Raw genomic sequence first — 26,380 nt, 5'->3', positions numbered from 1 at the left:
GGACTGGAACTGCTTGGCGGGACTGGAATCGTGTGGCGGCCCTGGGCCTCTTGGCGGGACCGGAAGGGCTGGGCCAGGGCCGGTTGTTGGGCGGGCTGGAGCCGTTGGGCGAAATCAGAAGCGCTGGGCGGGAAGAGAACTGCTGGGGCGAAACCGGAACTGCTTGGCGGGGCTGGGACTGCTTGGTGGGACTGGAACTGCTTGGCGGGACTGGAATCGTGTGGCGGCCCTGGGCCTCTTGGCGGGACCGGAAGGGCTGGGCCAGGGCCGGTTGTTGGGCGGGTTGGAGTCGTTGGGCGAAATCAGAAGCGCTGGGCGGGAAGAGAACTGCTGGGGCGGGACCGGAACTGCTTGACGGGACCGGAACTGCTGCGGTGAGGTCAGAGTTGTTGGGCGGGGCCGGAGCGGTCGAGCGGGACCGGAATCGCTTGGCGGGACCAGAACCGCTGAGCCAGGATCGAAACCCATTGGCCCTCTTGCCACTTCCGCTGCCCGGAGGCGCAAACCTCACTGCTCAATCGGTACGGACCGATTGCCCTGCCCCTGTTGCGGGACCTTCTGCCCGTTCTTTCCACCCTCCGCTACCGGAGGTCACAGACCTAACTACTAATCAGCGTGAACCGATTGCCCTGCCCCCTGTTGCGGACCTTCTGCCCGCTCTCTTCCACCTCCACTACCGAAGGTCGCAAACCTAACCACTCAACCAGCGTGAACCCACTGACCAACCCCGTTGCGGGACCCTCTGCCGCTCTCACCACCTCCCTCACCGGAGCGGCGCGCACTCAATCAGCGTGAGTCGACTGCCCCGAACCCGACACCGGACCGCCCGACCCCGAATTCGTGCGGGGCGGCAGCGGCAGACGCGATTCGGCGGGTGCCTGGCTCGGCTTCGAAGACTGGCTTGGCACGGTTGGCTTGGTCTTCTCCTGGTCCGACGAACCTCCTTGTGGCGCCGCGGGATTGCCGAGGATCGGGCCGAGCAGCTCTGGGAAGGGGATCACCGGGAGGTTGGGGTCGGGGCGGAGGGTTGGCTGGGTGGGTGGGGTGCCGGAAATGGGGGGTGTCGCGGTGTTGGAGGGTTGGCCGCGGTCCGGGGTGAACGGCGGAATGTTGCCGTCGGACGGACGATTGGCGCCTTCCTGGTTCTGGCCGCTGGTTGTGGTGCCGGATCCGGTCGGCGGCACGCCGCTCACGGCGGGGGACGGCGATTGCGTGACACCGCTGGTGGTGCCTGCGGGGGAGACGTCGTCGGAACTGGGCGCGAAGGTTTTCACCCCGTAGCCGATGATCAGCCCGACCACCACGATCGCGCCTGCCAGCGTGCCGACCACCTTGGTGAACGTGCCGACCGGCGCGTCGGCGGTGAGCGTGGCCACCGGGAAGATCGATGGCTGGACCGTATCGGCAACCAGCGCTGCGCCTTTCGCGATCACCGCGTCCGGATCTTCCACGGTGAACACCGGGACTTCGAGTTGCCTGCCGAGGGTGTCGACGACGGCGGGGATGTTGGCGCCGCCGCCGATGACCGTGACCGCTTGCGGGAATTTGGGTGCCCGCGCGAAGACGGCGGCGGCGAACACGGCCGTCTCGCGCAGCAGGTCGGCGATCAGTTCTTCGAAGTCGGCCCTGGTGAGCTTGAGCGGTTGACCCGCAACGTGATCGATGGTGACGGCGGGCGCGAGGGACAGGTGTTCCTTGGCCGCGCGGCCGCGGTTGGTCAGCATGCCGCGGTTGGGTCGGGTGCCGCGCCGCGCGTAGTGCAGGTCGACCAGATGGTGGTAGATGAGGTCGTCGATGGCGTTGCCGCTGATCGTGATCGTGCGCTCGGCCCGGAGGATGGAGCCGTCGGCTTGGTCGGCCACGGTGACGCTGAGCCCGGACGCGCCCAGGTCGATGATGGCGACGGTCTCGTAGCGGTCGAGCAGCCCGGTGTGCCGCAGGTAGGTGAGCGCCGCGGTGCCTTCCGGGACCAGCTTCAGATCCCGCTGCTTGCCGGTGGCCGCACGGATGGCTTGCGCCTGTTCCTTGGTGCGGTAGGCGACGGCAACGCTGGTCGGCGGTCGACTGGTCGGCGTTTCGAGGCCGCGGGGCTGTGCGCCGGCGAAGCGTGCGCCGACGGGGTAGCTGACGTCGTGCGCGAGCTGGGTCGTCGGCAGCTGGTTGGTCATCAGCTCGATCGAGGAGGCGACGAGGTCGCCGAGGTCGGAGTGGGCGGCATCGGCGGAGACGACGCGGTAGTCGAAGCTCTGCGCGCCGTTCGACGCGGTGGCGACGAGCGCCGAGCACACGACCTCGGACCCGGCCGAGATGCCGAGGGATGTTCGCATGTTCATTCACCTCCCTTCGAGCGGATGGTCAAGTCGCCGACCATCTCGAATGGACTGCCGAATCGCGGTGTTGTCGACGCACGACCCGGACTCGAACCCGGTCGGTCCCGTTGTCCGGATGGGTCGCGGGGACCGGCGATAGATCACTGTGGGTAGCTCTCTGGTGCAGCTCTCGGTGAGACGTTGTTCGGTGAAGCGGGTGTTCGCCGACGCTGGTATTCGATACAGCCGAACGCGGTGACGACAGGTGTTCGGTGACGACCCCTGGTCCCCGACGCCGGTTCGTGACGAGTCACATTCGTGGCGAACACGGCGGTCGGACAGCGACCGTCGTCAATACTGTCACAATCCGTTATCCGAACGTTACAGTTTTCGCGAACTCTTGAAAACCCCTCCAGGCGTGCGGTGGGCGTGTCGCAGGCAACACTCGTCGGTGGCGAACCGAAATTGGCACAGCCCGGCCTTGAGCGCTGGCACTCTCATGTATAGAGTGCTAGTCGGCACTGTGTGAGGTGCACGGCCGGGTTTTCGCCCCGCTGCGCGCTCTCTGCGTGTGCCAGGAAGTTCGACCACTGAGCAGGGGTCCCGGCACCCGCGACGACGGGGCTGAGCGCAGTGTCGGCTACCACTTGCGACTGCTTGCAGATCGCTCGAAATACCTGTGAACCAATACTGATGGTCTGGGACAACAGTTCCGGACGACCGTAAATCCCCTGAAAGTGGAGGGCTCAACGTGGCGAGCGTGAACATCAAGCCGCTCGAGGACAAGATCCTCGTCCAGGCCAACGAGGCCGAGACGACGACGGCCTCCGGCCTGGTCATCCCCGACACGGCGAAGGAAAAGCCGCAGGAGGGCACCGTCATCGCCGTCGGCGAAGGACGCGTCACCGACAAGGGTGACCGCATCCCGGTCGACGTCAAGGAGGGCGACACCGTCATCTACAGCAAGTACGGCGGCACCGAGATCAAGTACCAGGGCGAGGAATACCTCATCCTGTCGGCGCGCGACGTGCTGGCCGTCGTCACCAAGTAGCCGATAGGCATACGCGTTCCGCCCCGGTGTCTTTCGTGACCCGGGGCGGTCTGCGTTCTGCCGCGTACTAGCACAGGAGCTAATTACCCCATGGCAAAGCAGATCGAGTTCGACGAGAAGGCTCGTCGCGCTCTGGAACGCGGCGTCGACAAGCTCGCCGACGCCGTCAAGGTCACCCTTGGCCCGCGCGGTCGCCACGTCGTGCTCGCGAAGGCCTTCGGCGGCCCGACCGTCACCAACGACGGTGTCACCATCGCACGCGACATCGACCTGGAAGATCCGTTCGAGAACCTCGGGGCGCAGCTGGTCAAGAGCGTCGCAACCAAGACCAATGATGTCGCGGGCGACGGGACGACCACCGCAACCGTGCTGGCCCAGGCGCTGGTCCGCGCTGGCCTGAAAAACGTTGCGGCGGGCGCAAACCCGATCTCGCTCGGCTCCGGCATCGCCAAGGCCGCCGACGCGGTCTCCGAGGCGCTGCTCGCCGCGGCGACCCCGGTCTCCGGTGAGCAGGCGATCGCGCAGGTCGCCACCGTGTCCTCGCGCGACGAGGAAATCGGCCAGATGGTCGGCAAGGCGCTGACCACCGTCGGCAAGGACGGCGTCGTCACCGTCGAGGAGTCCTCGACGCTGCAGACCGAGCTCGTGGTCACCGAGGGCGTGCAGTTCGACAAGGGCTACCTCTCGCCCTACTTCGTCACCGACACCGACAGCCAGCAGGCCGTGCTGGAGGATGCGCTCATCCTGCTGCACCGCGAGAAGATCAGCTCGCTGCCCGATTTCCTTCCGCTGCTGGAGAAGATCGCCGAATCCGGCAAGCCGGTGCTGATCATCGCCGAGGACGTCGAGGGCGAGGCGCTGTCCACCCTGGTGGTCAACTCGATCCGCAAGACGATCAAGGCCGTCGCGGTGAAGGCGCCGTTCTTCGGTGACCGCCGCAAGGCGTTCCTCGACGACCTGGCCGTGGTCACCGCGGGCACCGTGATCAACCCGGATCTCGGCATCACGCTGCGCGAGGCGGGTCTCGACGTGCTCGGCAAGGCGCGTCGCGTCGTCGTCACCAAGGACGACACCACGATCATCGACGGTGCAGGCACCGCCGAGGACATCGCGGCTCGCGGCGCCCAGCTGCGGCGCGAGATCGAGGCCACCGACTCCGACTGGGATCGCGAGAAGCTCGAGGAGCGTCTGGCGAAGCTGGCCGGCGGCGTCGCGGTGATCAAGGTCGGCGCGGCCACCGAGACCGCGCTCAAGGAGCGCAAGTACCGCGTCGAGGATGCGGTGAGCGCGGCGAAGGCCGCGGTCGAGGAGGGCATCGTGCCCGGCGGCGGTTCGGCGCTCGTGCAGGCGGCTGCCGCGCTGGTCGAGTTGCGCGACTCGCTGTCCGGTGACGAGGCGGTCGGCGTCGAGGTGGTGCGGACCGCGCTGTCGGCTCCGCTGTTCTGGATCGCCACCAACGCTGGCGTGGACGGCTCCGTCGTGGTCAGCAAGGTCGCCGAGGGCAAGGAGGGCTTCAACGCCGCCACCCTCACCTACGGTGACCTGCTCACCGACGGTGTTGTCGACCCGGTGAAGGTGACTCGCTCGGCCGTCGTGAACGCGGCGTCGGTGGCGCGGATGATCCTCACCACCGAGAGCGCGATCGTGGACAAGCCTGCCGAAGAGGCGGCCGATCACAGCCACCACGGTCACAGCCACTGAGCTGGGTTCGAAAAGACGAACGGCCCGTTCACATCCCTCGATGTGAACGGGCCGTTCACATCTCACGGGGCAGAACGTGGCCGTATTCGGAAGGCGTGGCGGGGAACCTAGCTGTCGGCCGCGATGGCGGCAAGTACCAGGGTGCGCAGGCCGGCGGGCGGCGGCGTTGCCGTCAGCTCGGCGAGCGTGGCGAGTGCGTCTTCGGTGCGCTGTACTTCGCGGCGGAAGCCGGTGCGTAGCGCGGGGTCTTCGGTGTCGAGCAGTTCCTGCACTTCATGGCGGTCTACGTCGTCGATCGATCCGAGCGCGACGGTGTGCGCGAGATCGACCTGGCGTTCGTTCATCTCACGTCACCCCCAAACTTCTTTTGAGTCGTGTCAGTCCGTCCCGAATTCGGGACTTAACGGTCGGTAACCCTACGCCGAGGTAATGCGCGACCTCCGCGTAGGTCCGCCCGCCGTAGTAGGCGAGCGAGATGGCTTCTCGTTGAGTCTCGGTCAAAGTCGCGAGCCCGTCGAGGACAGCCTGCTGTTCGAGCCTTCGCTCTACCTCTTCGGTCACTTCGTCGAATTCGTTACCGAGCACCCGGATCCCGTAGGCGACCTCGCGCTGGGTGTGTGCCTGCTCGGCGCGGACCCGGTCTACCGCCCTGCGATGGGCAAGGGTCATCAACCAGGTGACGGCCGATCCCTTCTCGGCGTCGAAACTGGCTGCCGTGCGCCAGATCTGCAGGTAGACCTCCTGCGTGGTCTCCTCGGCGTAGCCAGGATCGTGTAGCACGCGCAGCACTAGACCGAAGACGCGCGCAGACGTCCGGTCGTATAGCTCTGCGAAGGCTTCCTGGTCGGACTGGCCGCATCGATCCAGCAGGGCGGCGAGCTCGATACTTTCGGCGGCGCGGGCGGTAACCGCAGAATCGATACCGGGCGCAAAGGCGTCTCTTCGGAACGAGTCGCCCTCTGCGGCCGGCTGCCGCGTTGTCACAACGCTCCATTCTGTGTCATCGGTCACCACCGTAGCGTGCCGCTATGACCCCCCTTCTGCTGGGGGGTGTCGGCAAACCGCCTGTGGCCCAGCGACTTTGCGGGAAACTTCGACACGCCGAGTGCCTCGAGAGGAGACACGCCGTGACACGCCGATAGCTCACGCGAAACGCAGGGCTCTACAGGTTGTGTGACTTGTGATGGTGCGACTGCAGGCGCATCGGTGGTGACCGCTTGTTGCCTGCCGGTTGTTTGCTAGGGATTCGGCGCACCGCGCCACATGGATGGAAATATTTTTCGATTACACCGTCATGCGGCGCCGATTGCGTCGAGCGTGCATCTCGCGCTCGGTCTCGGACATGCCACCCCAGATGCCATAAGGTTCGCTGACCTTGAGGGCATGACTGCGGCACTGCATCAGGACCGGGCAGGCCCGGCAGATCTCTTTGGCGCGCATCTCGCGCGCGGTCCTGGCGCGGCCACGTTCGCCATCGGGATGGAAGAACACGGCGGAGTCCTGCCCGCGGCAGGACCCTCGCATCTGCCAATCCCAGACGTCGGCGTTCGGCCCGGGGAGGTGGGTCGGCATGGGCATGGTGGTGAACTCCTCGTGATGCGAGCTCGTCAGCGTTGTCGAGCAGTTGTTCTGCAAAGTCGTAGGCCACGCGCTGTGTCGGCGGGTGTCCCGGTGCTCGCCCGTTGCGGTCGCTGCAATTTCGAGCGGCGCCGACCGTGGCGATGAGCTACGTTAGGTCCAGCCGCGAAATTCCGTCAATAGTTCTGTGCAGCAGTTTCCCAAATCTTAGGCTGCGAAATTTAACCTTCGAGCTGTTTACTTTTCGCATTGGTTCCGGCGATACTGATCGGTTGACCAACGGTCAGTGGCTCGCTGCTGCGCACCATCCAGGCGCATTTCCCCAGGTAGGCCACTATTTCTGGCTGGAAACAAGGGTCAGAGCCTGCGGCAGACCGCGTGGGGCCGGTCACAGCCGCGCCTGGCGGCGGGCGCGACGAGCAGATCTGAGATGGCGGATGCAGGGCGCTGAGGTAAATTGCGCGAAAAGCATGTGAATTCCAATCGCGCGCAATCTCGGATTGTCGAGACGAGTTTTACCTGATGGCAACATGACTTTTCGTGAGAAATGCTGAGTGGTTGCCAGTTGGTGGTGTCAGGTCTTTCTTCCGGCCATCTAGTGCGGCGGCCCGGGATAGAGTTCGGCCGTGTTCGCGCCCGCTCCGCTCGGAGATCCCCGCATCGAGATACTCGCCGAGAGCGCCTTCGGGCCGACCCCCGGCCGTGCCGCTGCCGAGTTGCCCGCCGCCGGCTCCGCGCTGGGTTCTTGGTATCGCGCGGTGATTCTGGGTGGGCAAGGGCGATATGCAGCGGCCAGGGCCGAATTGCGAATTATCTACGCCGACAGCGTGGATCCGGTGTTGATTTCGCTTGCTGCCAGCACCGAGGGGTCGCTGCTGCGTCAGCTCGGATGGCACGATCGCGCCGCCGTCCTAGACGGGCGCGCGGTCGCGATGGTGACGAACACGTCGCTCGGCGACCGCGCGGTCGACCCGGCGGCCGGCCCCGACTACCCGTTCGGCCGTGCCGACGCGCTGGGTGACGCGCTGACCGGCCTCGCCGCCGATGCGCTCGGCACGGGGCGAACGGCGCTGGCCTGGCGGCTGCTTCGCCGCGGCGAGGAGGCGGTACCGCCGGACCGGCTCGGCTGGCGGCCCGCCCTGCGCAGGCAGTGGGTGAGTGCCGAAACGGCGCTTGCCGCTGGCGCTTTCGAGGCGGCGACGGGGCACGCCGCCGCGGCTCTCGCGCTGGCCGAGCGCGGACCTTCGGTGCGGCATCTGGTCAAATCCAGGCTGCTGGTCGCCGCGGCCGCCGCGGCGACGGGCGACCATGATCGGTCCCGGATGCTCGCTGAGCAGGTAACTTCCCAATGCCGGGAACACGGCCTGGTGCCATTGCGCTGGGCGAGTGCGATGCTGCGCGGCGGCCTCGGTGTCCCCGGCGCGGTCGCCGAGGCCGAGCGTTGTGCCGCAATCATTTCCCGACGTGGCGGGCGGTTTCGTCCGATAACCGCCGACCAGCGGTAACGGCCCGTTGGTGGCCGGGCTGAAGAGGAGTGAAGACCTGCTTAGTGGGCCACGCGCTGGCAAGCCCACCCGTGTTGCCTTGCGCCGCGCGCTGTGTCGCTATTGTTAGTTCCGTTCCGCCCCTTCGGCGGAAGCACTGGTCATCACCGACCGTGCCACTTGTAACGCCAGGAATCTCGCTGACGATGACGAACACGGGCGAAGAGTTGGACCTCGCCGTCGCTGCCGCTGCGCAGGGCGACAGATCCGCTTTAGCTCAGGTACTCGAGATGGTCCGCCCGCTAGTGGTGCGTTATTGCCGCGCGCGGATCGGATCCGCGGAGCGTGGGCAGCTCTCCGCGGATGACGTTGCGCAGGAGGTCTGTTTGGCCGTGATGACCGCCTTGCCCAGGTATCAAGACCAGGGCAGGCCCTTCATGGCCTTCGTTTACGGAATCGCTTCGCACAAGGTCGCCGACGCTCATCGCAATGCCGCCCGTAACAAGGCGGAGGCAATGGCCGAAGTACCAGATGTCATATCCACCGACCATGGTCCAGAACAGCGAGCTCTCGAATCGGAGACGAGCAGGCAGATGAACCGTCTGCTTGCGACACTCCGCGAGAAAGATCGAGAGATCCTGATCCTGCGCCTAGTCATGGGTTTGTCAGCCGAAGAAACCGCAGTCGCCGTGGGCAGTACGGCGGGCGCGATACGAGTGGCTCAGCACAGGGCACTCGCGAAACTCAAGTCTCAAGTGGCGAGGGCAGGTGAAATGTATGGCTAGGGATGGCGAGCGCGGTCGGGGCGACTGGAAGGCGCGACGTGGATCGCGAAACAGCGGTCCCTACGCCGACGCGTCCGAGGACACCGGCCCGGTCGACATCGCAGCGGTACGCCGCGACGATGCTTTGATCGATGCCATCGGCAGCGATGGCCCGGTACGGACCGACAGCGCGGAGGAATATCAACTCGCGACATTGCTCGCGGACTGGCGCGCGGAGCTGATCGCTCCGCCGATACGTGATGCACCCGATCTGGATGCGATCGTCGCGGCGGTCAATCAGGAGATCGGCGCACGTCAAGTACGGATCGGGGCTCCGGTCAGCCGACTACGGCTGGTCAAGCCGCTCGTCGGCGCCGCGGCGGCACTGGCGCTGGTCTTCGGCGGTCTCACGGCGTTCACCTATCAGGCAGATCCTGATAGTCCGCTGTGGGGCGTCAAGGAGGTCGTGTTCAGCGCACAGGCCCAGACCACCGTGGTGCAGCGTGCGGGTTCCGACATGGACGAGGCGGCAAAGCTGGTCGCCCAGAACCCGACTCAGGCCAAGCAGCGCCTGGAGCAGGCGAGGGCGAACGCGGACCAGGTCGACAATCCGCAGAAGCATGCCGAGCTGATGGAGCAGTGGCAGAAGCTCGTCGCGTTACTACCGCCGGAGCTCAAGCAGGAACTGGACCAGGGCACGAAGCTGCCGACCGACCCGCCGGTGACGGTGTCGACACCGGTGAAGCCGTCGCGTCCGCAGGATGCGGCGACGTTACCCGGCAAGCCGGTCGACCCGACGGGAACCAACCCGACCACCGGGCCGACCGAGCCGACCCCGCCCAGTAACGACAAGCCGACGACGCCGCCACCGGTGACGACTCCGCCACCGGTGACCACGCCGCCGCCGACGGTCAATCCGACGACGGAACCCGAGAAGCCCCCGGTGCCGCCGACTACTGTTCCCGAACAGCCAACGGTGGTCGTACCGACCGCGGACACGGGGACGGGCGCGCCGACGGTGCCCGCGACTCGGGTACCGACACAAGGTAATCCGGCGACCACATTCGCCGTCCCGCACATGACCGGTGGGGCAGTGCCGAGGTAGCTGACCAGAAACTCCTGAAGAAGACATGAACCGATTGCCTTATGGCGGTCGGTTTTCTGTCTTTGGGGGTATCGGCGTTCCGGCCGTGGTGCGTCGAAGGTCACGCAGTGGTGCGGTGAAAGTCACAGCGCGATAGCACACATCGCGCGAGCCCGCTGGGTCGCGTCAGTGCTGTGGTGGAACGTGCCTCAGTTGTCGAACCCGTCGAATCCGTCGCCGTGGAAGGCCTCGTTCATCGAGGCATCCGCGTATCCCCTGCAGTAATCCCAGGTGACGTACGCTTCCGGCGTCGGATCGTAGGCGGGCTCGTGTGGGCGCACCGTGCCGTCGACCAATAGCTGAAGCAGGTTGGCGCGCAACATGTCCCAGTCGTGGTAGTGGTCCTGCCGACAGTCTTCGCAGCTGACCACGAGCCCGCGGATACCGCGGTGGGCTAGTAGGGCCTCGTAGACCGCGAGATCGGCGAGATCCTCCTCGACCGCGAGGCGCTCGTGGGGATCCAGCGGCTCACCGGGCTCGATGGCGTCGAGCGCGGCGGACGGGTCGGAGGGGTCTCCGGCGAACGGATCCGGCGGCAAGCCAGGTGGTAGATGGTCACGCACATCCCCACGGTACGCAGAACAGGGTGGTCTGCGCCAGCTATGGAGGCCGCAAGTTTCGCCGGTGCTCGCCCGCCGCGGGTCGGCTACGCCTCCCGGCCAACCCCCGGTGGGCTCACTGCACCGATGAGTTTGCGGGACAGATACCATGGTGTCAGGCTTCGGCGAGCACCCGACACGATTCCCGGAGCCACCAGTCCATCCCATCAGCTGCGCGCGGCGCCGGAGACCCCGGCGCCGGTCGCTGTCGACGTCCAGGAGGGGTCGATCCGAATGAGTAATCCCGTATCGGGCGAACGCACGGCTGTCCGCCCACCTACGGGTGGTGACGATCCGAACAAGATCGCCATGCTCGGCCTCACATTCGACGATGTGTTGTTGTTGCCCGCCGCCTCGGATCTCATCCCAAGCTCTGTCGAGACCTCCAGCCAGTTGACCAGAGAGATCCGGCTGCGGACCCCGCTGGTCAGTTCGGCGATGGACACGGTCACCGAGGCGCGGATGGCCATCTCGATGGCGCGTGCGGGCGGCATGGGTGTGCTGCACCGCAACCTGTCCGCCGCCGATCAGGCCGCGCAGGTGGAGACCGTGAAGCGCTCCGAGGCAGGCATGGTGACCGACCCGGTGACCTGTCGCCCGTCGGACACCCTCGCCGACGTCGACGCCATGTGCGCTCGATTCCGCATCTCCGGCCTGCCGGTGGTGGACGAGGTCGGCGCCCTTGTGGGCATCATCACCAACCGCGACATGCGCTTCGAGGTCGATCAGAACCGCAGGGTCGAAGAGGTGATGACCAAGGCGCCGCTGATCACCGCGCAGGAGGGTGTCACCGCGGAGGCCGCGCTCGGCCTGCTGCGCAGGCACAAGATCGAGAAGCTGCCCATCGTCGACGGCAACGGCAGGCTCCGCGGCCTGATCACCGTCAAGGACTTCGTCAAGACCGATCAGTACCCGAACGCCACCAAGGACCGGGACGGCCGCCTGCTCGTCGGCGCCGCGATCGGCACTGGCGACGACTCCTGGTCGCGCGCTATGACATTGGCCGACGCGGGGGTGGACGTGCTCATCGTCGACACCGCGCACGGCCACCAGGCGCGCGTGCTCGAGATGGTCACCAAGGTCAAGGCCGAGGTCGGCGACCGGATCCAGGTCGTCGGCGGCAACGTCGCGACGCGGGCCGGCGCTGCCGCGCTGGTCGAGGCGGGCGCGGACGCGGTGAAGGTCGGTGTCGGTCCCGGCTCCATCTGCACCACTCGCGTGGTCGCCGGTGTCGGCGCGCCGCAGATCACCGCGATCCTCGAGGCCGTCGCCGCGTGCAAGCCCGCAGGCGTTCCGGTGATCGCTGACGGCGGCATCCAGTTCTCCGGCGACCTCGCCAAGGCGATCGCCGCTGGCGCGTCCACCGTGATGCTCGGCTCGCTGCTCGCGGGCACGGCCGAATCGCCTGGCGAGCTGATCCTGGTGGGCGGCAAGCAGTTCAAGAGCTATCGCGGCATGGGTTCGCTCGGCGCGATGCAGGGCCGCGGTCAGGCCAAGTCCTTCTCCAAGGACCGCTACTTCCAGGACGACGTGCTCGCCGAGGACAAGCTGGTGCCCGAGGGCATCGAGGGCAGGGTCCCGTTCCGCGGCCCGGTCAACCAGGTCATCCATCAACTTGTCGGCGGCTTGCGTGCGGCCATGGGCTACACCGGTTCGCAGTCGATCGCGCACCTGCAGAACGCTCAGTTCGTGCAGATCACCGCGGCGGGTCTCAAAGAGAGCCACCCGCACGACATCACGATGACTGTCGAGGCCCCTAACTACACTGGTCGCGGCTAGCCGGTCGGCGGTCGTGTACAGGACCGCCCAGTCCGTGCATGATTGAGCTGGTCGGCGACCCCGAACAACGTGGGGCCCTTCGGGGCAGGTGACCGAGGGCCGAGATGAGTCGGTCAGGCTTGCCATCGCGAGGTAACCCCTGGAGCGAGTGTCGCGAGCGATCGTTTGCGGCCGTCTGGCGTCCGCGTGCGGGCACGGTCGGCAGTTGCTGCCGTGCGAGGGCGCGGTCGGCAGTTGCCGCCGCGTGCACGCGCGGCGGGCAGACAACGCCGCGCGAACGCGCGACAGACAGACCAGCCGGGTGGTCGACACGGATGCGACGCCGTCGCGCGTGCCGACTGCCTGGACGCGCGGCCGAGGGGCCCGAACACGCCGTGCCACCGGCGCGGCAAACCAACACAGCAAGGAGTACAGACGTGCGCGACATGGTCGAGATCGGCATGGGCCGGACCGCCCGGCGTACCTATGAGCTGGACGATATCGACATCGTTCCCTCGCGCCGGACCCGCTCGTCGAAGCAGGTGTCGCTGTCCTGGCAGCTCGACGCCTACCGTTTCGAGATCCCGTTCCTCACGCACCCGACCGACGCGCTGGTGTCGCCGGAGTTCGCCGTCGAGCTCGGACGCCTCGGCGGCCTCGGCGTCATCAACGGCGAGGGGCTGTGGGCCAGGCACGCGGATGTCGCCGCGAAGATCGACCAGCTGCTCGAGCTCGTCGGCAAGGGCGGCTACGAGCGGGCGGTCTCGCTGCTGCAAGAGCTGCACGCCGCGCCGATGCAGCCGGAGCTGCTCGCCGCCGCGGTCGCGCAGGTGCGCGCGGCCGGAGTCACCACCGCGGTGCGCGTGAGCCCGCAGAACGCCCGCACGCTCACGCCCGCGCTGGTGCAGGCAGGCGTCGACCTGCTGGTCGTGCACGGCACCATCATCTCCGCCGAGCACGTCGGCGGCAGTGTTGTTTCGAGCGACCCGCAAGCGATCGCAAGCGATGAACCATTGAACCTCAAGACCTTTATCGCCGAGCTCGACGTGCCCGTGGTCGCGGGCGGTGTCAGCGACCATCGGACCGCGCTGCATCTGATGCGCACCGGGGCGGCAGGCGTCATCGTCGGCTACGGCTCGTTCCCCGGCGCGACCACCACCAGGGAGGTGCTCGGCATCGGCGTCCCGATGGCCACCGCCATCGCCGATGCCGCCGCCGCGCGCCGCGATTACCTGGACGAGACCGGCGGGCGCTACGTGCACGTCATCGCGGACGGTGACATCGAGACCTCCGGTCAGCTGGCCAAGGCGATCGCCTGCGGCGCGGACGCCGCGATGCTCGGGGTGCCGCTGGCCGTCGCCGCCGAGGCGCCGGGCCGCGGCTGGTACTGGCCGTCGGCCGCCGCGCACCCCTCGGTGCCGCGTGGCTCGCTGCTCGGTGTCGACTGGGAGCTGGAGGAGGGCAACGGCGACGCGGTGCGCCCCAGCCTGGAGCAGGTGCTGTTCGGCCCCTCCGACGATCCGTTCGGTTCGCTGAATCTCGTTGGTGGTCTGCGCCGCTCGATGGCGAAGGCGGGCTACTCCGACCTCAAGGAATTCCAGAAAGTCGGCCTCAGCGTCCGTGCGTGAGCCGCACGGCGCCGCCGCTCAGTGGGCGCGGGTCGGGCGCCGCTCAGCGGGCATGGGTCGGGGTGACCCGCTCGCGCAGGAACCGCCGGATGGCGGTGTTCACCGGGTCGGGATGCGTCATGGTGACCGCGAGGCGAGCACCGGCGATCTCGACATAGGTTGCGCCGGTGAGGCCTTCGGTCAGCTGTTTGGCGCGATCGGGCGGGATGCCGCTGTCCGTGGCGTGAATCACCAAGGCGGGACAGGTGATTTCGGACAGCCGCTCCAGCACCGAATCGCGGCTGAGCAGGCAGCCCGCCGCGACCTCGATGCCGCGGCAGTCGCGCAGCAGCCAGCGGGTGGTCCAGATGGTGCGGAACCAGTTGTCGTCGCCGATCAACCAGGACGCCAGCTGGTGGGCGGCCCGCTGGCGGGAGCCGTCGTCGTACCACTCGTCGAGGAACTTGTGCGTGGCGTCGGACTGCTCCGGTGTCGGACCGTTGGCCTCGGTGCTGATCAGGATCAACGCCGACACCCGTTCCGGCGCGATGAGGGCGGTGCGCAACGCGGTGAAGCCCCCTTGCGCCGTGCCGCCGACGACGGCGTGCTCGGCGCCGAGGTGATCGAGCACGGTCAACGCGTCACGGGCCGCGGTCCAATAGGTGAAGGGCAGTCCCTCGTCCCTGGTGCGCCCGTGCCCGCGCGCATCCCAGGAGACGATCCGGAATTCCGGTGCCAGCGCGGCCATCTGAGCCGCGAACATCGTCCGGTCCATGAAGAATTCATGTGCTAGCAGCACCACCGGGCCGCTCCCGCCGCTGTCCTCGTAGTGGATGTCGGCGTCGATCGCGCGGGCGAATGGCACGAGCACGAGGATAACCAGCGGCACGGGGGCGCGCGGTGGGATTTGCTGGCTCGTCTCATTGCTTGCTGGAGCTGGCCGCGACCGAGGTGCTGTGCCGATGGTTCTGCCACAAAGCGCGCTCACTAAACTGTGCCGGTGGCGCAAACACAGAGACCGGTCCTCGTCGTCGATTTCGGCGCGCAATACGCCCAGCTGATCGCGCGGCGAGTCCGTGAATCCAGTGTGTTCTCCGAGGTGATTCCGCACACCACCACGGTCGAGGAGATTGCCGAAAAGCAGCCACTCGCGGTGATCCTGTCCGGCGGCCCGTCGAGCGTGTATGCCGAGGGCGCACCGCAATTGGACCCGCGCCTGTTCGATCTCGGCATCCCGGTCTTCGGCATTTGCTACGGCTTCCAGGCGATGGCGCAGGCGCTCGGCGGCACGGTCGCGCACACCGGAACGCGCGAGTACGGCCGCACCGAGATCAACATCGACGGCGGTCTGCTGCACGGCGGCCTACCGACCATCCAACCGGTCTGGATGAGCCACGGCGACGCGGTCACCGACGCACCGGCCGGCTTCGAGGTCACCGGCACCACGACCGGCGCACCGGTCGCCGCGTTCGAGGATCGGGAACGTCGTCTGGCCGGCGTGCAGTACCACCCCGAGGTCCTGCACTCGCCGCACGGGCAGCAGGTGCTCAGCCGGTTCCTGCACGAGCTCGCAGGCATTCGCGCCACCTGGACCCCGGCCAATATCGCCGACTCGCTGGTCACTGCGGTGCGCGAGCAGATCGGCGACGGGCACGCGATCTGCGGGCTGTCCGGCGGCGTCGACTCCGCGGTGGCCGCCGCGCTGGTGCAGCGCGCCATCGGCGACCGGCTGACCTGTGTGTTCGTCGATCACGGCCTGTTGAGGGCTGGCGAGCGCGAGCAGGTGCAGCAGGATTTCGTCGCCGCGACCGGCGCCAAGCTGGTCACCGTCGACGCGGTCGACAAGTTCCTCGGTGAGTTGAAGGGTGTCACCGACCCCGAGGAGAAGCGCAAGGTCATCGGGCGCGAGTTCATCCGCTCCTTCGAGGACGCGGTGTCCGAGGTCGTGCTCGAGCAGGGCGACGGCGCGGCGCCGACGGTGGAATTCCTGGTGCAGGGCACCCTCTACCCGGACGTCGTCGAATCCGGTGGCGGCAGCGGCACCGCGAACATCAAGAGCCACCACAACGTCGGCGGCCTGCCGGACGACCTGGAGTTCGAACTGGTCGAGCCGCTGCGGCTGCTGTTCAAGGACGAGGTGCGTGCCGTCGGCCGCGAGCTCGGGCTGCCCGAGGAGATCGTCGCCCGTCAGCCGTTCCCCGGACCCGGCCTTGCCATCCGGATTGTCGGTGAGGTCACCGAGGATCGACTGGCCACGCTCCGGCAGGCCGATGCCATCGCGCGCGAGGAGCTGACCGCGGCCGGGCTGGACAAGCAGATCTGGCAGTGCCCGGTGGTGTTGCTCGCGGACGTGCGCAGCGTCGGCGTGCAGGGCGACGGCCGCACCTACGGTCATCCGATCGTGCTGCGCCCGGTCTCCAGCGAGGATGCGATGACCGCCGACTGGACCAGGCTGCCCTACGAGGTGCTCGAGCGGATCTCCACCCGGATCACCAACGAGGTGCCCGAGGTCAACCGGGTTGTCCTCGATGTGACGAGCAAGCCGCCGGGCACCATCGAGTGGGAGTGAATCCCTAACTGACGCAACAAAATGGCCCGTCCACTGGACGGGCCATTTTGTTGCGGTCGATCAACGGCGTTTCCGGGGCGACACCACCAGCAGGATGCCGATGAGGATGGCGCCGAGTACGGCGATCCAGCCGACCGGGACCGAGCTGCCCGGCCAGTGCTCCGGGACGAATGCCCACGCACTCACGCCGAGGGCGAGCAGGCCGATGACGAGTAGCGAGAGGGACGGACCGCGCTTCGAGTCGGTCGCTCCGTTGTTGGACTTGTCAGCCACGGTGCACCTCCATGCTGCCTGCCCGGATGTCGACATCCAGGTTGAGCACGGGCGTGCCAGGCAGGTTCGGGCCAGTGGTACCGGTGACGCAACCGTCGCCCATGTTCACTGTGCAGACGGTGTGCACCGTCATGGCCGGGGGCAGCAGCAGCTTGAAGTCCCCCATTCGTAGGTCGACATCCACCGAGCGATTCTCGGTCAGGTTCAGCTGGCGCAGGTCGAGCGTGCCCGAGCCCATGTTCACCCGGTACTGCGGGTCCAGGTCGGTCAGCGTGGTCGGGATCCAGGTGTGGTCGCCCATCGCGCCTCGGTCGACGTCGATCGGGCCGATCGCGGTGGCAAGCAGCACGAATCCGGCCAGCGGGGCGGTCAGCACCAGCAGGCCGTAGCCGCGGCGCAGGAACGCGCCGAACACCAGGCCGAGGCCGATCACCGCCAGCGCTACCGCCGCGACCCGGCCCGGCGTCATCCACTCGACACCCGAGGCGGCTGCCGCACCCGCACCGGCGGCGGCGAGGATGGCGAGGCCGATGATCACCGGGGTCAGCCGGGAGCGTGGGCGTTTGGGTTGCGGCGCGACGATGGTGCGGACCGGGGTGGGTTCGGGCAGGTCCCAGGCGAGCGGGGCGACGCCGAGCGGATCCCAGGACGGCGGGGTGGTGCGGCCGAGGGCGGCCGGAGCCGGCTGCGCCAGCGCCGCGGATGGTCCGGGGCCGGAAGGGGATTGGGACTTGCTCAGCGATGGAGTGTCAGTGCGGCCAGGCGAGGCGTCGACCGATGCGGTCGCGCCGCCGGAGGGGCGATCACCCGACACGGTGCCACCGGACAGGTCGGCCGATGCTGTACTGCCGGAAGAGCTCTGGGTCTGCGCGGTGCCGCCGGAGGTCGTCGGACCGGACGGTGGTGTGCTGTGGTGCACCTCGGTGGTGCCCTTGCTGAGCAACCCGGTGTCGGATTCGCCTGGTGCGTCGGCCCTTTCGGCCTCGGTCGGGTCCTTGCGCAGCAAGACGGTGTCCGCGTCGGCGCTCTGCACCGAATCCTGGCGGAGCACAGCGGTTTCGGCGTCGCTCGCCGGGACCGGTGCTTCCGGGACATAGGTGTCGGGCAGTTTCGTGTATGGGGTGTACACGGTGGTCGGCGGCTCGTACGCGGCGGTCCGCTGCATGCCCTGCGGGAAGACCGCGCCAGGGTAGCCGGTCGCCATGAGCCCGCCGCCGTCCATGGTGAACTCGCTGAACTCGCTGGTGGTGCCCGGCGGCGGTTCCGGATGACGCAGGTGCAGCATCCACCAGCCCGCCAGCATCAAGGCCATGCTGATCAGGCTGGAGCCGCCGAGGCCGACCCCGATCGGACCCATCGTGCTCACCGCGATGGCGAGCGCGACGATCAACACGATCGTTTTGGTCTGCGACTGCGAGCTGTGTCCCTTACCGACCAGCGACTCGGCGGCGGACGCTTGGTCCCCTGCCTCGCTGCACAACAGCCACGCCAGCAGATAAAGGACGATCCCGGCGCCACCGAAAATCGCCGACACTACGAACGCCACCCGCACCAATACCGGGTCGACGTGGTAGCGCTGGCCGAACCCGGCAGCGACGCCGGCAACCGGCCCCTGCCGAGGCAACCGCACCGGACGCGTGCGCCACATCTGCTGGAGCTGATCCCCGAAGCTCGTTTTCGTCATGGTTCTCATACTGTGCCTGACCAGCACATCCGCACATCGGGGGGAACCCTGAAAAATAACCTGATCCGTTTGGACCGCCCGGTCAGCGCGATGGTGGAAGCAGAGCAGCGCGAGGGTGAACAGAGATCAGGGTGATTCCTGATAGCTAGCTGTCGTCGGATCATGCCACTATCGAGTGATGTACCCGTCTGCGCCCTCGTTCGACGCCAGGGGGTTCGACGCTGCGCGCGGATTCGAGGCCACCCGCGGCTTCGGCCCGGCTCCGGTGTTCGATCCGGGGCGGCCGCCACCCGCGCGGATGCTGCGCCGCTCGGGCGGCCGGATCATCGGCGGCGTTGCGGGCGGTCTCGCCGATCACCTCGGCGTCGACGTGTTCAAGGTGCGGATCGCCTTCGTGCTGCTTTCCGCGTTCGGCGCGGGCATCTTCGCCTACGGCCTGCTGTGGATCTTCACCTCGGGCGGCACCGATGTGACGAAGGCGCCCGAGGGGGAGCGGCGCCAGGCGATCGGGCTCGCCCTGCTCGGGATCGGGCTCGCCGTCGCGGTGTCCTGGATGGTCAGCGGGACCGCGGCGAGTGTGATCGCTCCGATCATCGTGGTGGCCATCGGCGCGGCGCTGGTGTGGCGGGAGTACGACGCCGACGGACCGCGTTCGCTGCTCGGCCTGCCTGCCCGCCCATCGGTGGTTACGTGGGCGCGGGTCGTCGCGGGCGGCACGCTGATCGTGGCCGGGCTCGGTGTGGTGGTGCTGGCCAGGATCGACCTGAGCTCGCTCGGGTCGGCGCTGCTCGCGGTGGCGGTCTCGCTGATCGGCGCCGGACTGCTCACGGTGCCGCTGTGGCTGCGCATGATGCGGGCGCTGAACGCCGAGCGCTCGGCTCGCATCCGCAACGAGGAACGCGAGGAAATCGCGTCGCACCTGCATGATTCGGTGCTGCAGACGCTTGCCCTCATCCAGCGTCAGGCCGACGACCCGCAGGAGGTGCTGCGGCTGGCCCGCAGCCAGGAGCGGGAACTGCGCAAGTGGTTGTTCGAGGATTCCGGTCCTGCCCAGTCGAGCCTGGCCGCCGCGCTGCGCACCATCGCAGGCGAGGTCGAGGATCAGCACGGGGTGAAGGTGACGCCGGTGACGGTCGGCGACGTGACGATGGACATCGGCGAGACCGGTTCCGGCTTGCCGAAGGAGCATTTCACCGCGCTGCTCGGCGCCAGCCGGGAGGCGCTGGTCAACGCCGCCAAGCATGCCGGCGTCCCGGAGATCGACCTGTTCGCCGAGACCGAACCGCATCAGGTGAGCATCTTCGTGCGCGATCGCGGCGCCGGTTTCGATACGAGCGTTGTGCCGCAGGACCGGCAGGGGCTGGCGAAATCCATTCGCGGCCGGATCGAGCGGCGCGGCGGGCAGGTGGAGATCATGTCCACCCTCGGCCGCGGCACCGAGGTGCGAATCATCATGCCGCGCACGGATTCCGGTGATCCGGAGGATCAGGAGTCGGCAGCGGCCGAGCCCGCCGAACCGCTGCGGCAGCCGGTGCACCCCGGGCAGTGACAGTTTCGCGTCCGTTGTTTTCCAGTGAGTCGGTCGACTCGCCCCGCATGTGGTACCGATGTGGGTGCGGGAAGTCCGATGGGTGGCCCGCGCGTCAGGGTGGGTCGATCCACCGCCAGATGAGGAGAAAGTAGTGGCTGTGCGGGTCTTTCTGGTGGACGATCACGCCGTGTTTCGTTCGGGTGTGCGGGCGGAGTTGAGTCGGGAAACCGACATGGAGGTTGTCGGGGAGGCCGGGGGTGTCGCCGAGGCCATCGCGGGGATCAATGCGGCGAAGCCGGATGTGGTGCTGCTCGACGTGCACATGCCGGACGGCGGCGGGGTCGCGGTGCTGGCAGGCATCGACAGCGGGCCGGTGTGTTTGGCGTTGAGCGTGTCCGATGCCGCTGAGGATGTGATCGCGGTGATCAGGGCCGGCGCCAGAGGCTATGTGACCAAGACGATTTCGGGTTCCGAGCTGGCCGACGGCATCCGGCGGGTTTCGGGTGGCGACGCGGTGTTCAGTCCGCGGCTCGCTGGTTTCGTGCTCGACTCGTTCACCGGCAAGTCGCCGGTGCCGGAACCGCCGCTCGATCCCGAACTGGATTCGCTGACGCCGCGCGAACTCGAGGTGCTGCGCCTGCTCGCTCGCGGCTACACCTATCGGGAGATCGCCGAATCGCTGTTCATCTCGGTGAAGACGGTGGAAACGCACGCCTCCAACGTGCTTCGCAAAACCCAGCAGTCCAACCGCAACGCGTTGACCCGGTGGGCCCACCGTCGTCGCATTGATTGAGTGGGTTCTACATCACCGCGACGATGATCGCGATGATGATGATCAGGCCGATCAGCAGGCCGACGGCGATGGCGAGGGGGGCGATGCTCGGCTGCGGTGCCTTGGTGCGTTGCGGTGCGGGGGCCGCGGTGGCGCCGGGCTGGGTGCGGTGCGGGCGTGGCAGCGGGGTCGAGTGCGGGCTGCGCAGGCCCGACGCCGAATTGCGGGCCGCCCAAGCCGGAATGGTGCCGTCTTCGGTACGTACCGGGGCGCCGAGAATGTAGGGTCCGGTGCCCGGCCCGAAAGCCGCGGTGAGGATTTCGTCCCTGGCCTCGGCCATCGTCGGCCTGCGCTGCGGTGCGGGTTCCATCATGTGCAGCAGCGCCTCGGTGAGCATCCCGCTGCGGGTGGGCGGAATGATCTGCGCCATGGCCGCGCGGTGCACCAGCACATCGCTGTCTTCGTCGAGACCGAACGGCGGCTGCCCCTCGATCGCGGTGTACAGCGTTGCGCCGAGCGAGAATACGTCGCTGGCCCTGGTCGGCGTCGCGCCGCGCGCCACCTCGGGCGGTAAGTAGGCGGGGGTGCCGACGATCACGCCTTCGTCGTCGTAGTCACCCGCGCCGCGGGAGATGCCGAAGTCGCTGAGCTTGGCCATGCCGACGATCGAACCCCGGTCGGCGACAAGGATATTGCCCGGTTTGATGTCGCGGTGCACGATGCCTGCGGCGTGCGCGGCAGCCAGTGCGTCGGCGACCTGGGCGCCGATCTGCGCCACCTCGATCGGTGGCAGCGTATCGACGAGCGCGAGTGCCTTGGCGACGCTGCGCGAGGGCAGATGCTCCATCACCAGCCATGGCTCGCCTGCCTCGAGCACCACGTCGTACACGGCGATCGCGTGCTCGTGCGACAGCTTGGCCGCGACCCGGCCCTCGTGCATGATCTGGCTGCGGATCTCGTTGGCCTGCGCCTCGTCGAGGTCCGCCGTCGAGATGACCTGTTTGATGGCGACATCCCGGTCGAGCAGCCGGTCGTGCGCGAGCCAGACCGCGCCCATGCCACCGCCACCGGCCTTCGACTGCAGGCGGTAGCGGCCGGCAACCAGATAGTCGGGGCCGACAATGGGACGAGCGCGTTCGGTCACGGTGCGAGGGTAGCGGAAATCGGGGGTAGCTGGCCTGATTCATGACCGGTCGCGTCTGTATCTCCGTGCGTGCTCGCGGGCGCGGACACGAATCGGACGAGGCGCCGCTCGATGTACAACGGCATCGTTTCGAAATGGTGGGGCGCGGGGTGGGCTCTTGACGGGAACTCGGGGGTCGGTTTCTACTGAGCGTGTATCGAACGTATATTCGATACGAATCGATAGCTGAATCGGTGCTGACCTCTCCGTCATGAGGGCAGTTCCGCAGGCATCGCCTCGGGTCCATCGTGGAAAGCAGGTGAGAGAGATGGGTTCGGACGCGACCTCGCAGGAGGAGGCGGATCGGCCGCCGCCGACACTGGCTGAACTGCGTAAACGGATGGCGGCGATCCCCGGTCGTGGCGAAGCGGCGGCCGAGCGGATGCCGCTCGACACCGCATTGCGCCGGGAGTCGCTCGCGGTGCCGCCCGCACTCGCGAGCCTGTTGCCCGGTGGTGGCCTGGCCAAAGGGTCTGTCGTTGCCTACACGGGGGCCAGGTCGCTGCTCGCCGGACTGGTTGCCGCGGTGACGGCGGACGGTGGGCACGCCGCCGTGGTCGGGGTGCCGCGGCTCGGTCTGCTCGCCGCGGTGGAGATGGGCGCCCAGCTGGAACGACTGGCCGTGATCGCCGATCCTGGCCCGGACCCGGTGGAGGTGGCCGCCGTGTTGCTCGACGGCCTCGACCTGGTCGTGCTCGGTCTCGGCGGCACCGCCGTCGCACCGGCGCGTACCAGGGTGATCGCCGCCCGCGCCCGCAACAAGGGCGCCACCCTCGTGGTCACCGACGGCCGCTGGCCCGGCGCCGCGGTACATCTCGACGCGCGCATCGCAGGCTATGCGGGTCTCGGGCACGGTCGCGGCAGGCTGCGCTCCCTCGGTCTCGAGGTCGAAGTACGCGGCAAAGCAAGCCAACCCCGGCGCGGCCGCCTCGACCTGAGCACGAACGCGGGCCGCGTGGAATGGGTACGCCGCGAAACCTCCACGCGCACTGCCGAAACCGCCGCCACCAGGGAGGTCGCGTCGTGAACGACCAGCGCCGATCGAGCACGACGGTGGGCCGGGTCGGCGGGCGAGTCACCGCGCACACCGACAACAGGTGCGGCTGTGGTGGATCGGGCGGACCTGCGGTGTCCAGCCGGGCATCGTGATTCGGCCGGGAACGCCGAAAGGTGCGGCGCGGGTATTGGCGCTGTGGTGTCCGGATTGGCCTGCGGTGGCCGCGGCAGCGGTGGCGCAGGTGCCTGCGACGCGGCCGGTGGCGGTGTTGTTCGCCAATCGGGTGATCGCTTGTTCGGCGATCGCGCGGGCCGATGGCGTGCGGCGGGGGTTGAAGCGAAGGGAGGCGCAGGCGCGGTGCCCTGAAGTGTTTCTCGCGCAGGCGGATCCGGATCGGGACGCGCGGTTGTTCGAGCCGGTGGTCGCGGCGGTCGACGCGACGGTGCCGGGGGTCGAGGTGCTGCGGCCAGGGCTGCTTGTGCTCGGGGCGCGTGGCGCCGCACGGTTTTTCGGTTCCGAGGAGGTGGCGGCAGAGCGGCTCGTCGACGCGGCGGCCGCGGCCGGGGTCGAGTCGCAGATCGGCATTGCCGACGAGTTGTCCACGGCGGTGATCGCGGCCAGGCGCGCCGCGATCGTGCCTGCCGGTGCTGGTGCGCGGTTTCTCGCGCCGCTGCCGGTGCGGGAGCTCGCGGTGGAGCCGAGCCTGGCCGCGCCGGAGCGTGCCGACCTGGTGGATCTGTTGCACCGCTTGGGTTTACGCCGGATCGGTGATTTCGCCGCGCTGTCCGCCGTCGAGGTCGCTTCGCGGTTCGGCGCCGACGCCGTGCTCGCGCACCGCTGTGCGCGGGCGCTCCCCGAGCGCCCGCCCGCCGCGCGGCAGCCGCCCAAGGATCTCACCGTGACCTACCGTTGTGACCCGCCGATCGAGCGGGTCGATGCCGCCGCCTTCGCGGGCCGCCTGCTCGCCACCGAGTTGCACGGCGCGCTCTCGGCCGCCGGGCTGGCCTGCACCCGATTGTCGGTCTCCGCGGAAACCGATGCGGGCGAGGAGCTTTCCCGCATCTGGCGCTGCGCCGAGCCACTGACCCCTGATGGCACGGCGGACCGGGTGCGCTGGCAGTTGGACGGCTGGCTCACCCGGCGTGACCGGCCGACCGCACCGATCACCGTGCTGCGGCTGGCGCCCGTCGAGGTGGTGGCGGCCGGCGCGTTGCAGCTCGGGCTGTGGGGCGGCGTCGGCGAGGAGGACGAGCGGGCCAGGCGCGCGCTGATCCGGGTGCAGGGGTTGCTCGGCGGCGAAGCGGTGCGGATCGGCGTGCTCAGCGGGGGCCGCGGTCCCGCCGAGCGCATCACCATGGTCGCGCTCGGCGACGAACCCGTCCCCGCTGCCGACCCGGCCCTGCCGTGGCCGGGCCGACTGCCCGAGCCTGCGCCCGCGCTGATCCTGGTGAACCGGCCTGCGGTGCGCCTGGAAGCCGCCGACGGCGCCCCGATCCTGGTCACCGAGCGCGCCATGTTCAGCGCCGACCCCGCTCGGCTGCACTGGGGCAGCAGGCAGTGGCAGCTGACCGGGTGGGCGGGGCCGTGGCCGGTGGACGAACGCTGGTGGGCGCCGGAATCGACCGAAAAAGACGACGCACCACCGGCTTTCGTCGCACGCGCGCAGGTGCAGCTGGCCGGTGCGCCATCCGATGTCCGGGTGCTGCTGCTCGTCTACCAGGACGCGAGTTGGCGCGCCGAAGGCTTGTACGACTAGCCCGTCATGTCATTCCCCTAGGCGGGTTTGGTCCACACCGTCGCCATGGTGAACGGTTGCCCGCGCAGCTCGGCCCACTTCGGCTTGGCGGCGAGCCAGGTGTCGTCGACCAGCATCTCGGTGAGTTCGGTGAGCACCCACCCCGCGTCCAGCGCCGCCGTGACGTGCTCGCTGAGCAAATGCAGGTGCGTGCTGATCGCCACCGGCGCGCCGGAGGCGGGCGTGTAGTGCGTCGGCATCCCGGTCACCATCATGAATTGCGGGTGGAAGCTCACCAGGACACAGCGCGCCCCCGGCGCGGCCAGTCGCCACGCCTCCGCGTAGAACGGCGCCAAGTCGGGCAGGTGCTCGTCGATCAACGAGGCGATCACCAGGTCGTAGCTGTCGCTCGGCAGTCCGGTGTCGCGCGCGTCCCCCTCGGTGAGCGTGGTGTGTGCGCCGCGTGCCCTGGCCAGCTCCAGCATGCCCGTGCTCACATCGACGCCGTCGATATGGGAGATCCCCTGCGTACGCAGCCATGCGCCGGTGCGTCCCGTCCCGCAGCCCAGATCAGCGGCCCGCCGCACCTGTGCCCATTCCGGCCGCCGCAGCTGGGCCAGCAGCGCCAGGTCCATCTTGTCCAGCACGGTCTGTTCGTAGGTCGGCGCCCATCCGTCGTAGCCGGTGGCGACGTCGACGGTGCGATAGTTCCTGCGGTCGTAGTCCGCGAAAGACGGCATGCGCGGAGTATTTCGCGGCACAACAGGATTCGCCAGACATTTTCCGGACACGCATCCCCGGTCGCGCCGCTGTGGCGCCCGGCTCAGGTGATCCGTGCAACAAGTCACGGGTCTGCCTGCGACAGCCCCAGTATCCTCGGAGATCGTGGATCTCACGGTGAACAGAGTCGCGCTCGGCGACGTGCGGATCGCCTACCGGGATTCCGGGGCGCGCACGGCCGCCGGCGTGCCCGTGATCCTGGTGCACGGCATGGGCGGGGACGGCCATACCTGGGATCGGTTCGCCAGGACCCTGGTGCAGGCGGGCCGCCGGGTGATCATCCCCGACCTGCGCGGCCACGGCCGCAGCGCGCACACCGATTCGTACCGGTTCGACGAATTCGGCGCCGACGTGGGGAAGCTTTCCGATCACCTGGGACTGACCTCGGTGGATCTGGTCGGTCATTCGCTCGGCGGCTACGCGGTGTCCTGCGTCGCGCAGGAGCGCCCCGAACTGGTCCGGCGTCTGGTCATCGAGGAGTGCCCGCTGCCGTTGCAGTCCGGCGCCGAGGAACTGCAACTGACCCGTCGCTTCCCGACCGTGCCCGAGCTCTGGCACGCCACCAGCAGCCTGGTCCGGCATCCGCGCGCGGTGCTCGCCTTCGACCGGTCCATGACCGGGACGGCGCTCGAGCAGTTCCGTAAGCCGAACCCCGAGTGGTGGGATCGGCTCGCCGACATCACCGCGCCGACGCTGGTGCTGCGCGGTGGGCCGGGCGGCATGGTCGATCCGGAGAAGCTGGCGCTCCTGCGCGCCGCCATCGCGGACTGCACGGTCACCGCCTTCTCCTGCGGCCACAGCATCCACCGTGATCGCTATCGCGAGTTCGTGGCCGCCGTACACCCGTTCCTCGCCGCGTGA

At 68.3% G+C, this 26,380-nt stretch carries 23 protein-coding genes; 13 read left to right on the top strand and 10 right to left on the bottom strand.

Features of this window, described 5'->3' with window-relative positions:
* Positions 1–782: 782 nt before the first annotated feature.
* A complete protein-coding gene (locus ACGFNJ_RS22625; RefSeq protein ID WP_393451408.1) occupies positions 783–2,327 on the bottom strand; it encodes an Hsp70 family protein in 1,545 nt (514 codons plus the stop codon).
* 733 nt (positions 2,328–3,060) lie between these two features.
* On the opposite strand from ACGFNJ_RS22625, the gene groES reads away from it, so the two are divergent.
* Together groES and groL are read left to right on the top strand one after the other, a co-directional pair.
* Positions 3,061–3,360: a co-chaperone GroES gene (groES, locus tag ACGFNJ_RS22620; protein WP_014981824.1), complete on the top strand. Its 300-nt coding sequence runs from the start codon at positions 3,061–3,063 to the stop codon at positions 3,358–3,360.
* 90 nt (positions 3,361–3,450) lie between these two features.
* Positions 3,451–5,061 (top strand): chaperonin GroEL, encoded by a 1,611-nt coding sequence (groL, locus tag ACGFNJ_RS22615; RefSeq protein ID WP_393451404.1) that lies wholly within the window; start codon positions 3,451–3,453, stop codon positions 5,059–5,061.
* Between the two features lie 107 nt (positions 5,062–5,168).
* On the opposite strand, the gene ACGFNJ_RS22610 is transcribed toward groL, so the two are convergent.
* The 3 genes from ACGFNJ_RS22610 to ACGFNJ_RS22600 form a co-directional block, all read right to left on the bottom strand.
* Positions 5,169–5,405 (bottom strand): hypothetical protein, encoded by a 237-nt coding sequence (locus ACGFNJ_RS22610; RefSeq protein ID WP_393451402.1) that lies wholly within the window; start codon positions 5,403–5,405, stop codon positions 5,169–5,171.
* 1 nt (position 5,406) lies between these two features.
* Positions 5,407–5,982 carry a sigma-70 family RNA polymerase sigma factor gene (locus ACGFNJ_RS22605; protein WP_069163711.1) on the bottom strand — a complete coding sequence of 192 codons (576 nt, stop codon included), beginning with the start codon at positions 5,980–5,982 and terminating at the stop codon, positions 5,407–5,409.
* A gap of 363 nt (positions 5,983–6,345) precedes the next feature.
* On the bottom strand, positions 6,346–6,639 hold the full coding sequence (locus ACGFNJ_RS22600; RefSeq protein ID WP_069163710.1) for a WhiB family transcriptional regulator: 294 nt from the start codon (positions 6,637–6,639) through the stop codon (positions 6,346–6,348).
* Between the two features lie 626 nt (positions 6,640–7,265).
* Between ACGFNJ_RS22600 and ACGFNJ_RS22595 the strand changes: the two genes are divergently transcribed.
* From ACGFNJ_RS22595 to ACGFNJ_RS22585, 3 genes are all read left to right on the top strand, one after another.
* Complete coding sequence (locus ACGFNJ_RS22595; RefSeq protein ID WP_393451399.1) at positions 7,266–8,144, top strand: hypothetical protein; 879 nt, start codon at positions 7,266–7,268, stop codon at positions 8,142–8,144.
* A 185-nt stretch (positions 8,145–8,329) separates the two neighbouring features.
* Positions 8,330–8,908, top strand: coding sequence for a sigma-70 family RNA polymerase sigma factor (locus tag ACGFNJ_RS22590; protein ID WP_393451396.1), 579 nt, complete (start codon positions 8,330–8,332; stop codon positions 8,906–8,908).
* Positions 8,901–9,992: an anti-sigma-D factor RsdA gene (locus ACGFNJ_RS22585; RefSeq protein ID WP_393451393.1), complete on the top strand. Its 1,092-nt coding sequence runs from the start codon at positions 8,901–8,903 to the stop codon at positions 9,990–9,992. The genes ACGFNJ_RS22590 and ACGFNJ_RS22585 overlap by 8 nt, the downstream gene beginning before the upstream one ends.
* Before the next feature lie 188 nt (positions 9,993–10,180).
* On the opposite strand, the gene ACGFNJ_RS22580 is transcribed toward ACGFNJ_RS22585, so the two are convergent.
* Positions 10,181–10,594 carry a DUF5319 domain-containing protein gene (locus tag ACGFNJ_RS22580; protein WP_022567296.1) on the bottom strand — a complete coding sequence of 138 codons (414 nt, stop codon included), beginning with the start codon at positions 10,592–10,594 and terminating at the stop codon, positions 10,181–10,183.
* 270 nt (positions 10,595–10,864) lie between these two features.
* On the opposite strand from ACGFNJ_RS22580, the gene guaB reads away from it, so the two are divergent.
* Both guaB and ACGFNJ_RS22570 read left to right on the top strand, forming a co-directional pair.
* Positions 10,865–12,409, top strand: a complete 1,545-nt coding sequence (gene guaB, locus ACGFNJ_RS22575; RefSeq protein ID WP_393451390.1) for an IMP dehydrogenase — start codon at positions 10,865–10,867, stop codon at positions 12,407–12,409.
* 416 nt (positions 12,410–12,825) lie between these two features.
* On the top strand, positions 12,826–14,016 hold the full coding sequence (locus ACGFNJ_RS22570; RefSeq protein ID WP_393451387.1) for a GuaB3 family IMP dehydrogenase-related protein: 1,191 nt from the start codon (positions 12,826–12,828) through the stop codon (positions 14,014–14,016).
* Between the two features lie 43 nt (positions 14,017–14,059).
* On the opposite strand, the gene ACGFNJ_RS22565 is transcribed toward ACGFNJ_RS22570, so the two are convergent.
* The gene (locus ACGFNJ_RS22565) at positions 14,060–14,860 is read right to left on the bottom strand and encodes an alpha/beta fold hydrolase (protein WP_393451384.1); all 801 of its coding nucleotides are present in this window, start codon (positions 14,858–14,860) and stop codon (positions 14,060–14,062) included.
* 135 nt (positions 14,861–14,995) lie between these two features.
* Here ACGFNJ_RS22565 and guaA point away from each other — a divergent pair, with 135 nt between their 5' ends.
* The gene (guaA, locus tag ACGFNJ_RS22560) at positions 14,996–16,564 is read left to right on the top strand and encodes a glutamine-hydrolyzing GMP synthase (RefSeq protein WP_393451381.1); all 1,569 of its coding nucleotides are present in this window, start codon (positions 14,996–14,998) and stop codon (positions 16,562–16,564) included.
* Positions 16,565–16,624: 60 nt separating this feature from the next.
* Here the strand turns inward: guaA and ACGFNJ_RS22555 are convergent, their stop codons facing one another.
* Together ACGFNJ_RS22555 and ACGFNJ_RS22550 are read right to left on the bottom strand one after the other, a co-directional pair.
* Positions 16,625–16,837: a hypothetical protein gene (locus ACGFNJ_RS22555; protein ID WP_393451378.1), complete on the bottom strand. Its 213-nt coding sequence runs from the start codon at positions 16,835–16,837 to the stop codon at positions 16,625–16,627.
* Entirely contained in the window at positions 16,830–18,530 is a 1,701-nt protein-coding gene (locus ACGFNJ_RS22550) for a PspC domain-containing protein (RefSeq protein ID WP_393451375.1), read from the bottom strand. Before ACGFNJ_RS22550 ends, ACGFNJ_RS22555 begins: the two co-directional genes overlap by 8 nt.
* Before the next feature lie 289 nt (positions 18,531–18,819).
* Between ACGFNJ_RS22550 and ACGFNJ_RS22545 the strand changes: the two genes are divergently transcribed.
* Both ACGFNJ_RS22545 and ACGFNJ_RS22540 read left to right on the top strand, forming a co-directional pair.
* Positions 18,820–20,070, top strand: coding sequence for a PspC domain-containing protein (locus ACGFNJ_RS22545; protein ID WP_393452235.1), 1,251 nt, complete (start codon positions 18,820–18,822; stop codon positions 20,068–20,070).
* 139 nt (positions 20,071–20,209) lie between these two features.
* Positions 20,210–20,845, top strand: a complete 636-nt coding sequence (locus ACGFNJ_RS22540) for a response regulator (RefSeq protein ID WP_393452232.1) — start codon at positions 20,210–20,212, stop codon at positions 20,843–20,845.
* 7 nt (positions 20,846–20,852) lie between these two features.
* On the opposite strand, the gene ACGFNJ_RS22535 is transcribed toward ACGFNJ_RS22540, so the two are convergent.
* Complete coding sequence (locus tag ACGFNJ_RS22535) at positions 20,853–21,968, bottom strand: protein kinase (protein ID WP_393451372.1); 1,116 nt, start codon at positions 21,966–21,968, stop codon at positions 20,853–20,855.
* Between the two features lie 307 nt (positions 21,969–22,275).
* Between ACGFNJ_RS22535 and ACGFNJ_RS22530 the strand changes: the two genes are divergently transcribed.
* Both ACGFNJ_RS22530 and ACGFNJ_RS22525 read left to right on the top strand, forming a co-directional pair.
* Positions 22,276–23,034 (top strand): hypothetical protein, encoded by a 759-nt coding sequence (locus ACGFNJ_RS22530; RefSeq protein ID WP_393451369.1) that lies wholly within the window; start codon positions 22,276–22,278, stop codon positions 23,032–23,034.
* A 118-nt stretch (positions 23,035–23,152) separates the two neighbouring features.
* Positions 23,153–24,760, top strand: coding sequence for a DNA polymerase Y family protein (locus tag ACGFNJ_RS22525; protein WP_393452229.1), 1,608 nt, complete (start codon positions 23,153–23,155; stop codon positions 24,758–24,760).
* 17 nt (positions 24,761–24,777) lie between these two features.
* Here the strand turns inward: ACGFNJ_RS22525 and ACGFNJ_RS22520 are convergent, their stop codons facing one another.
* Positions 24,778–25,479 carry a class I SAM-dependent DNA methyltransferase gene (locus tag ACGFNJ_RS22520; protein WP_393451366.1) on the bottom strand — a complete coding sequence of 234 codons (702 nt, stop codon included), beginning with the start codon at positions 25,477–25,479 and terminating at the stop codon, positions 24,778–24,780.
* A gap of 145 nt (positions 25,480–25,624) precedes the next feature.
* Here ACGFNJ_RS22520 and ACGFNJ_RS22515 point away from each other — a divergent pair, with 145 nt between their 5' ends.
* Positions 25,625–26,380 (top strand): alpha/beta fold hydrolase, encoded by a 756-nt coding sequence (locus ACGFNJ_RS22515; protein ID WP_393451364.1) that lies wholly within the window; start codon positions 25,625–25,627, stop codon positions 26,378–26,380.

The organism is Nocardia sp. NPDC049149, from assembly GCF_043197455.1.
GTDB lineage: Bacteria > Actinomycetota > Actinomycetes > Mycobacteriales > Mycobacteriaceae > Nocardia.
The sequence above is the reverse complement of the archived record's forward strand: the minus strand, read 5'-3'. Positions and strand labels throughout refer to the sequence as shown.

Coding starts and splice junctions, on each gene's coding strand:
- ACGFNJ_RS22625 (WP_393451408.1), bottom strand. CDS start 2,327: ATGCGAACATCCCTCGGCATCTCGGCCGGGTCCGAGGTCGTGTGCTCG.
- groL (WP_393451404.1), top strand. CDS start 3,451: ATGGCAAAGCAGATCGAGTTCGACGAGAAGGCTCGTCGCGCTCTGGAA.
- ACGFNJ_RS22610 (WP_393451402.1), bottom strand. CDS start 5,405: ATGAACGAACGCCAGGTCGATCTCGCGCACACCGTCGCGCTCGGATCG.
- ACGFNJ_RS22600 (WP_069163710.1), bottom strand. CDS start 6,639: ATGCCCATGCCGACCCACCTCCCCGGGCCGAACGCCGACGTCTGGGAT.
- ACGFNJ_RS22590 (WP_393451396.1), top strand. CDS start 8,330: ATGACGAACACGGGCGAAGAGTTGGACCTCGCCGTCGCTGCCGCTGCG.
- ACGFNJ_RS22585 (WP_393451393.1), top strand. CDS start 8,901: ATGGCTAGGGATGGCGAGCGCGGTCGGGGCGACTGGAAGGCGCGACGT.
- guaB (WP_393451390.1), top strand. CDS start 10,865: ATGAGTAATCCCGTATCGGGCGAACGCACGGCTGTCCGCCCACCTACG.
- ACGFNJ_RS22550 (WP_393451375.1), bottom strand. CDS start 18,530: ATGAGAACCATGACGAAAACGAGCTTCGGGGATCAGCTCCAGCAGATG.
- ACGFNJ_RS22545 (WP_393452235.1), top strand. CDS start 18,820: ATGCTGCGCCGCTCGGGCGGCCGGATCATCGGCGGCGTTGCGGGCGGT.
- ACGFNJ_RS22530 (WP_393451369.1), top strand. CDS start 22,276: ATGGGTTCGGACGCGACCTCGCAGGAGGAGGCGGATCGGCCGCCGCCG.
- ACGFNJ_RS22520 (WP_393451366.1), bottom strand. CDS start 25,479: ATGCCGTCTTTCGCGGACTACGACCGCAGGAACTATCGCACCGTCGAC.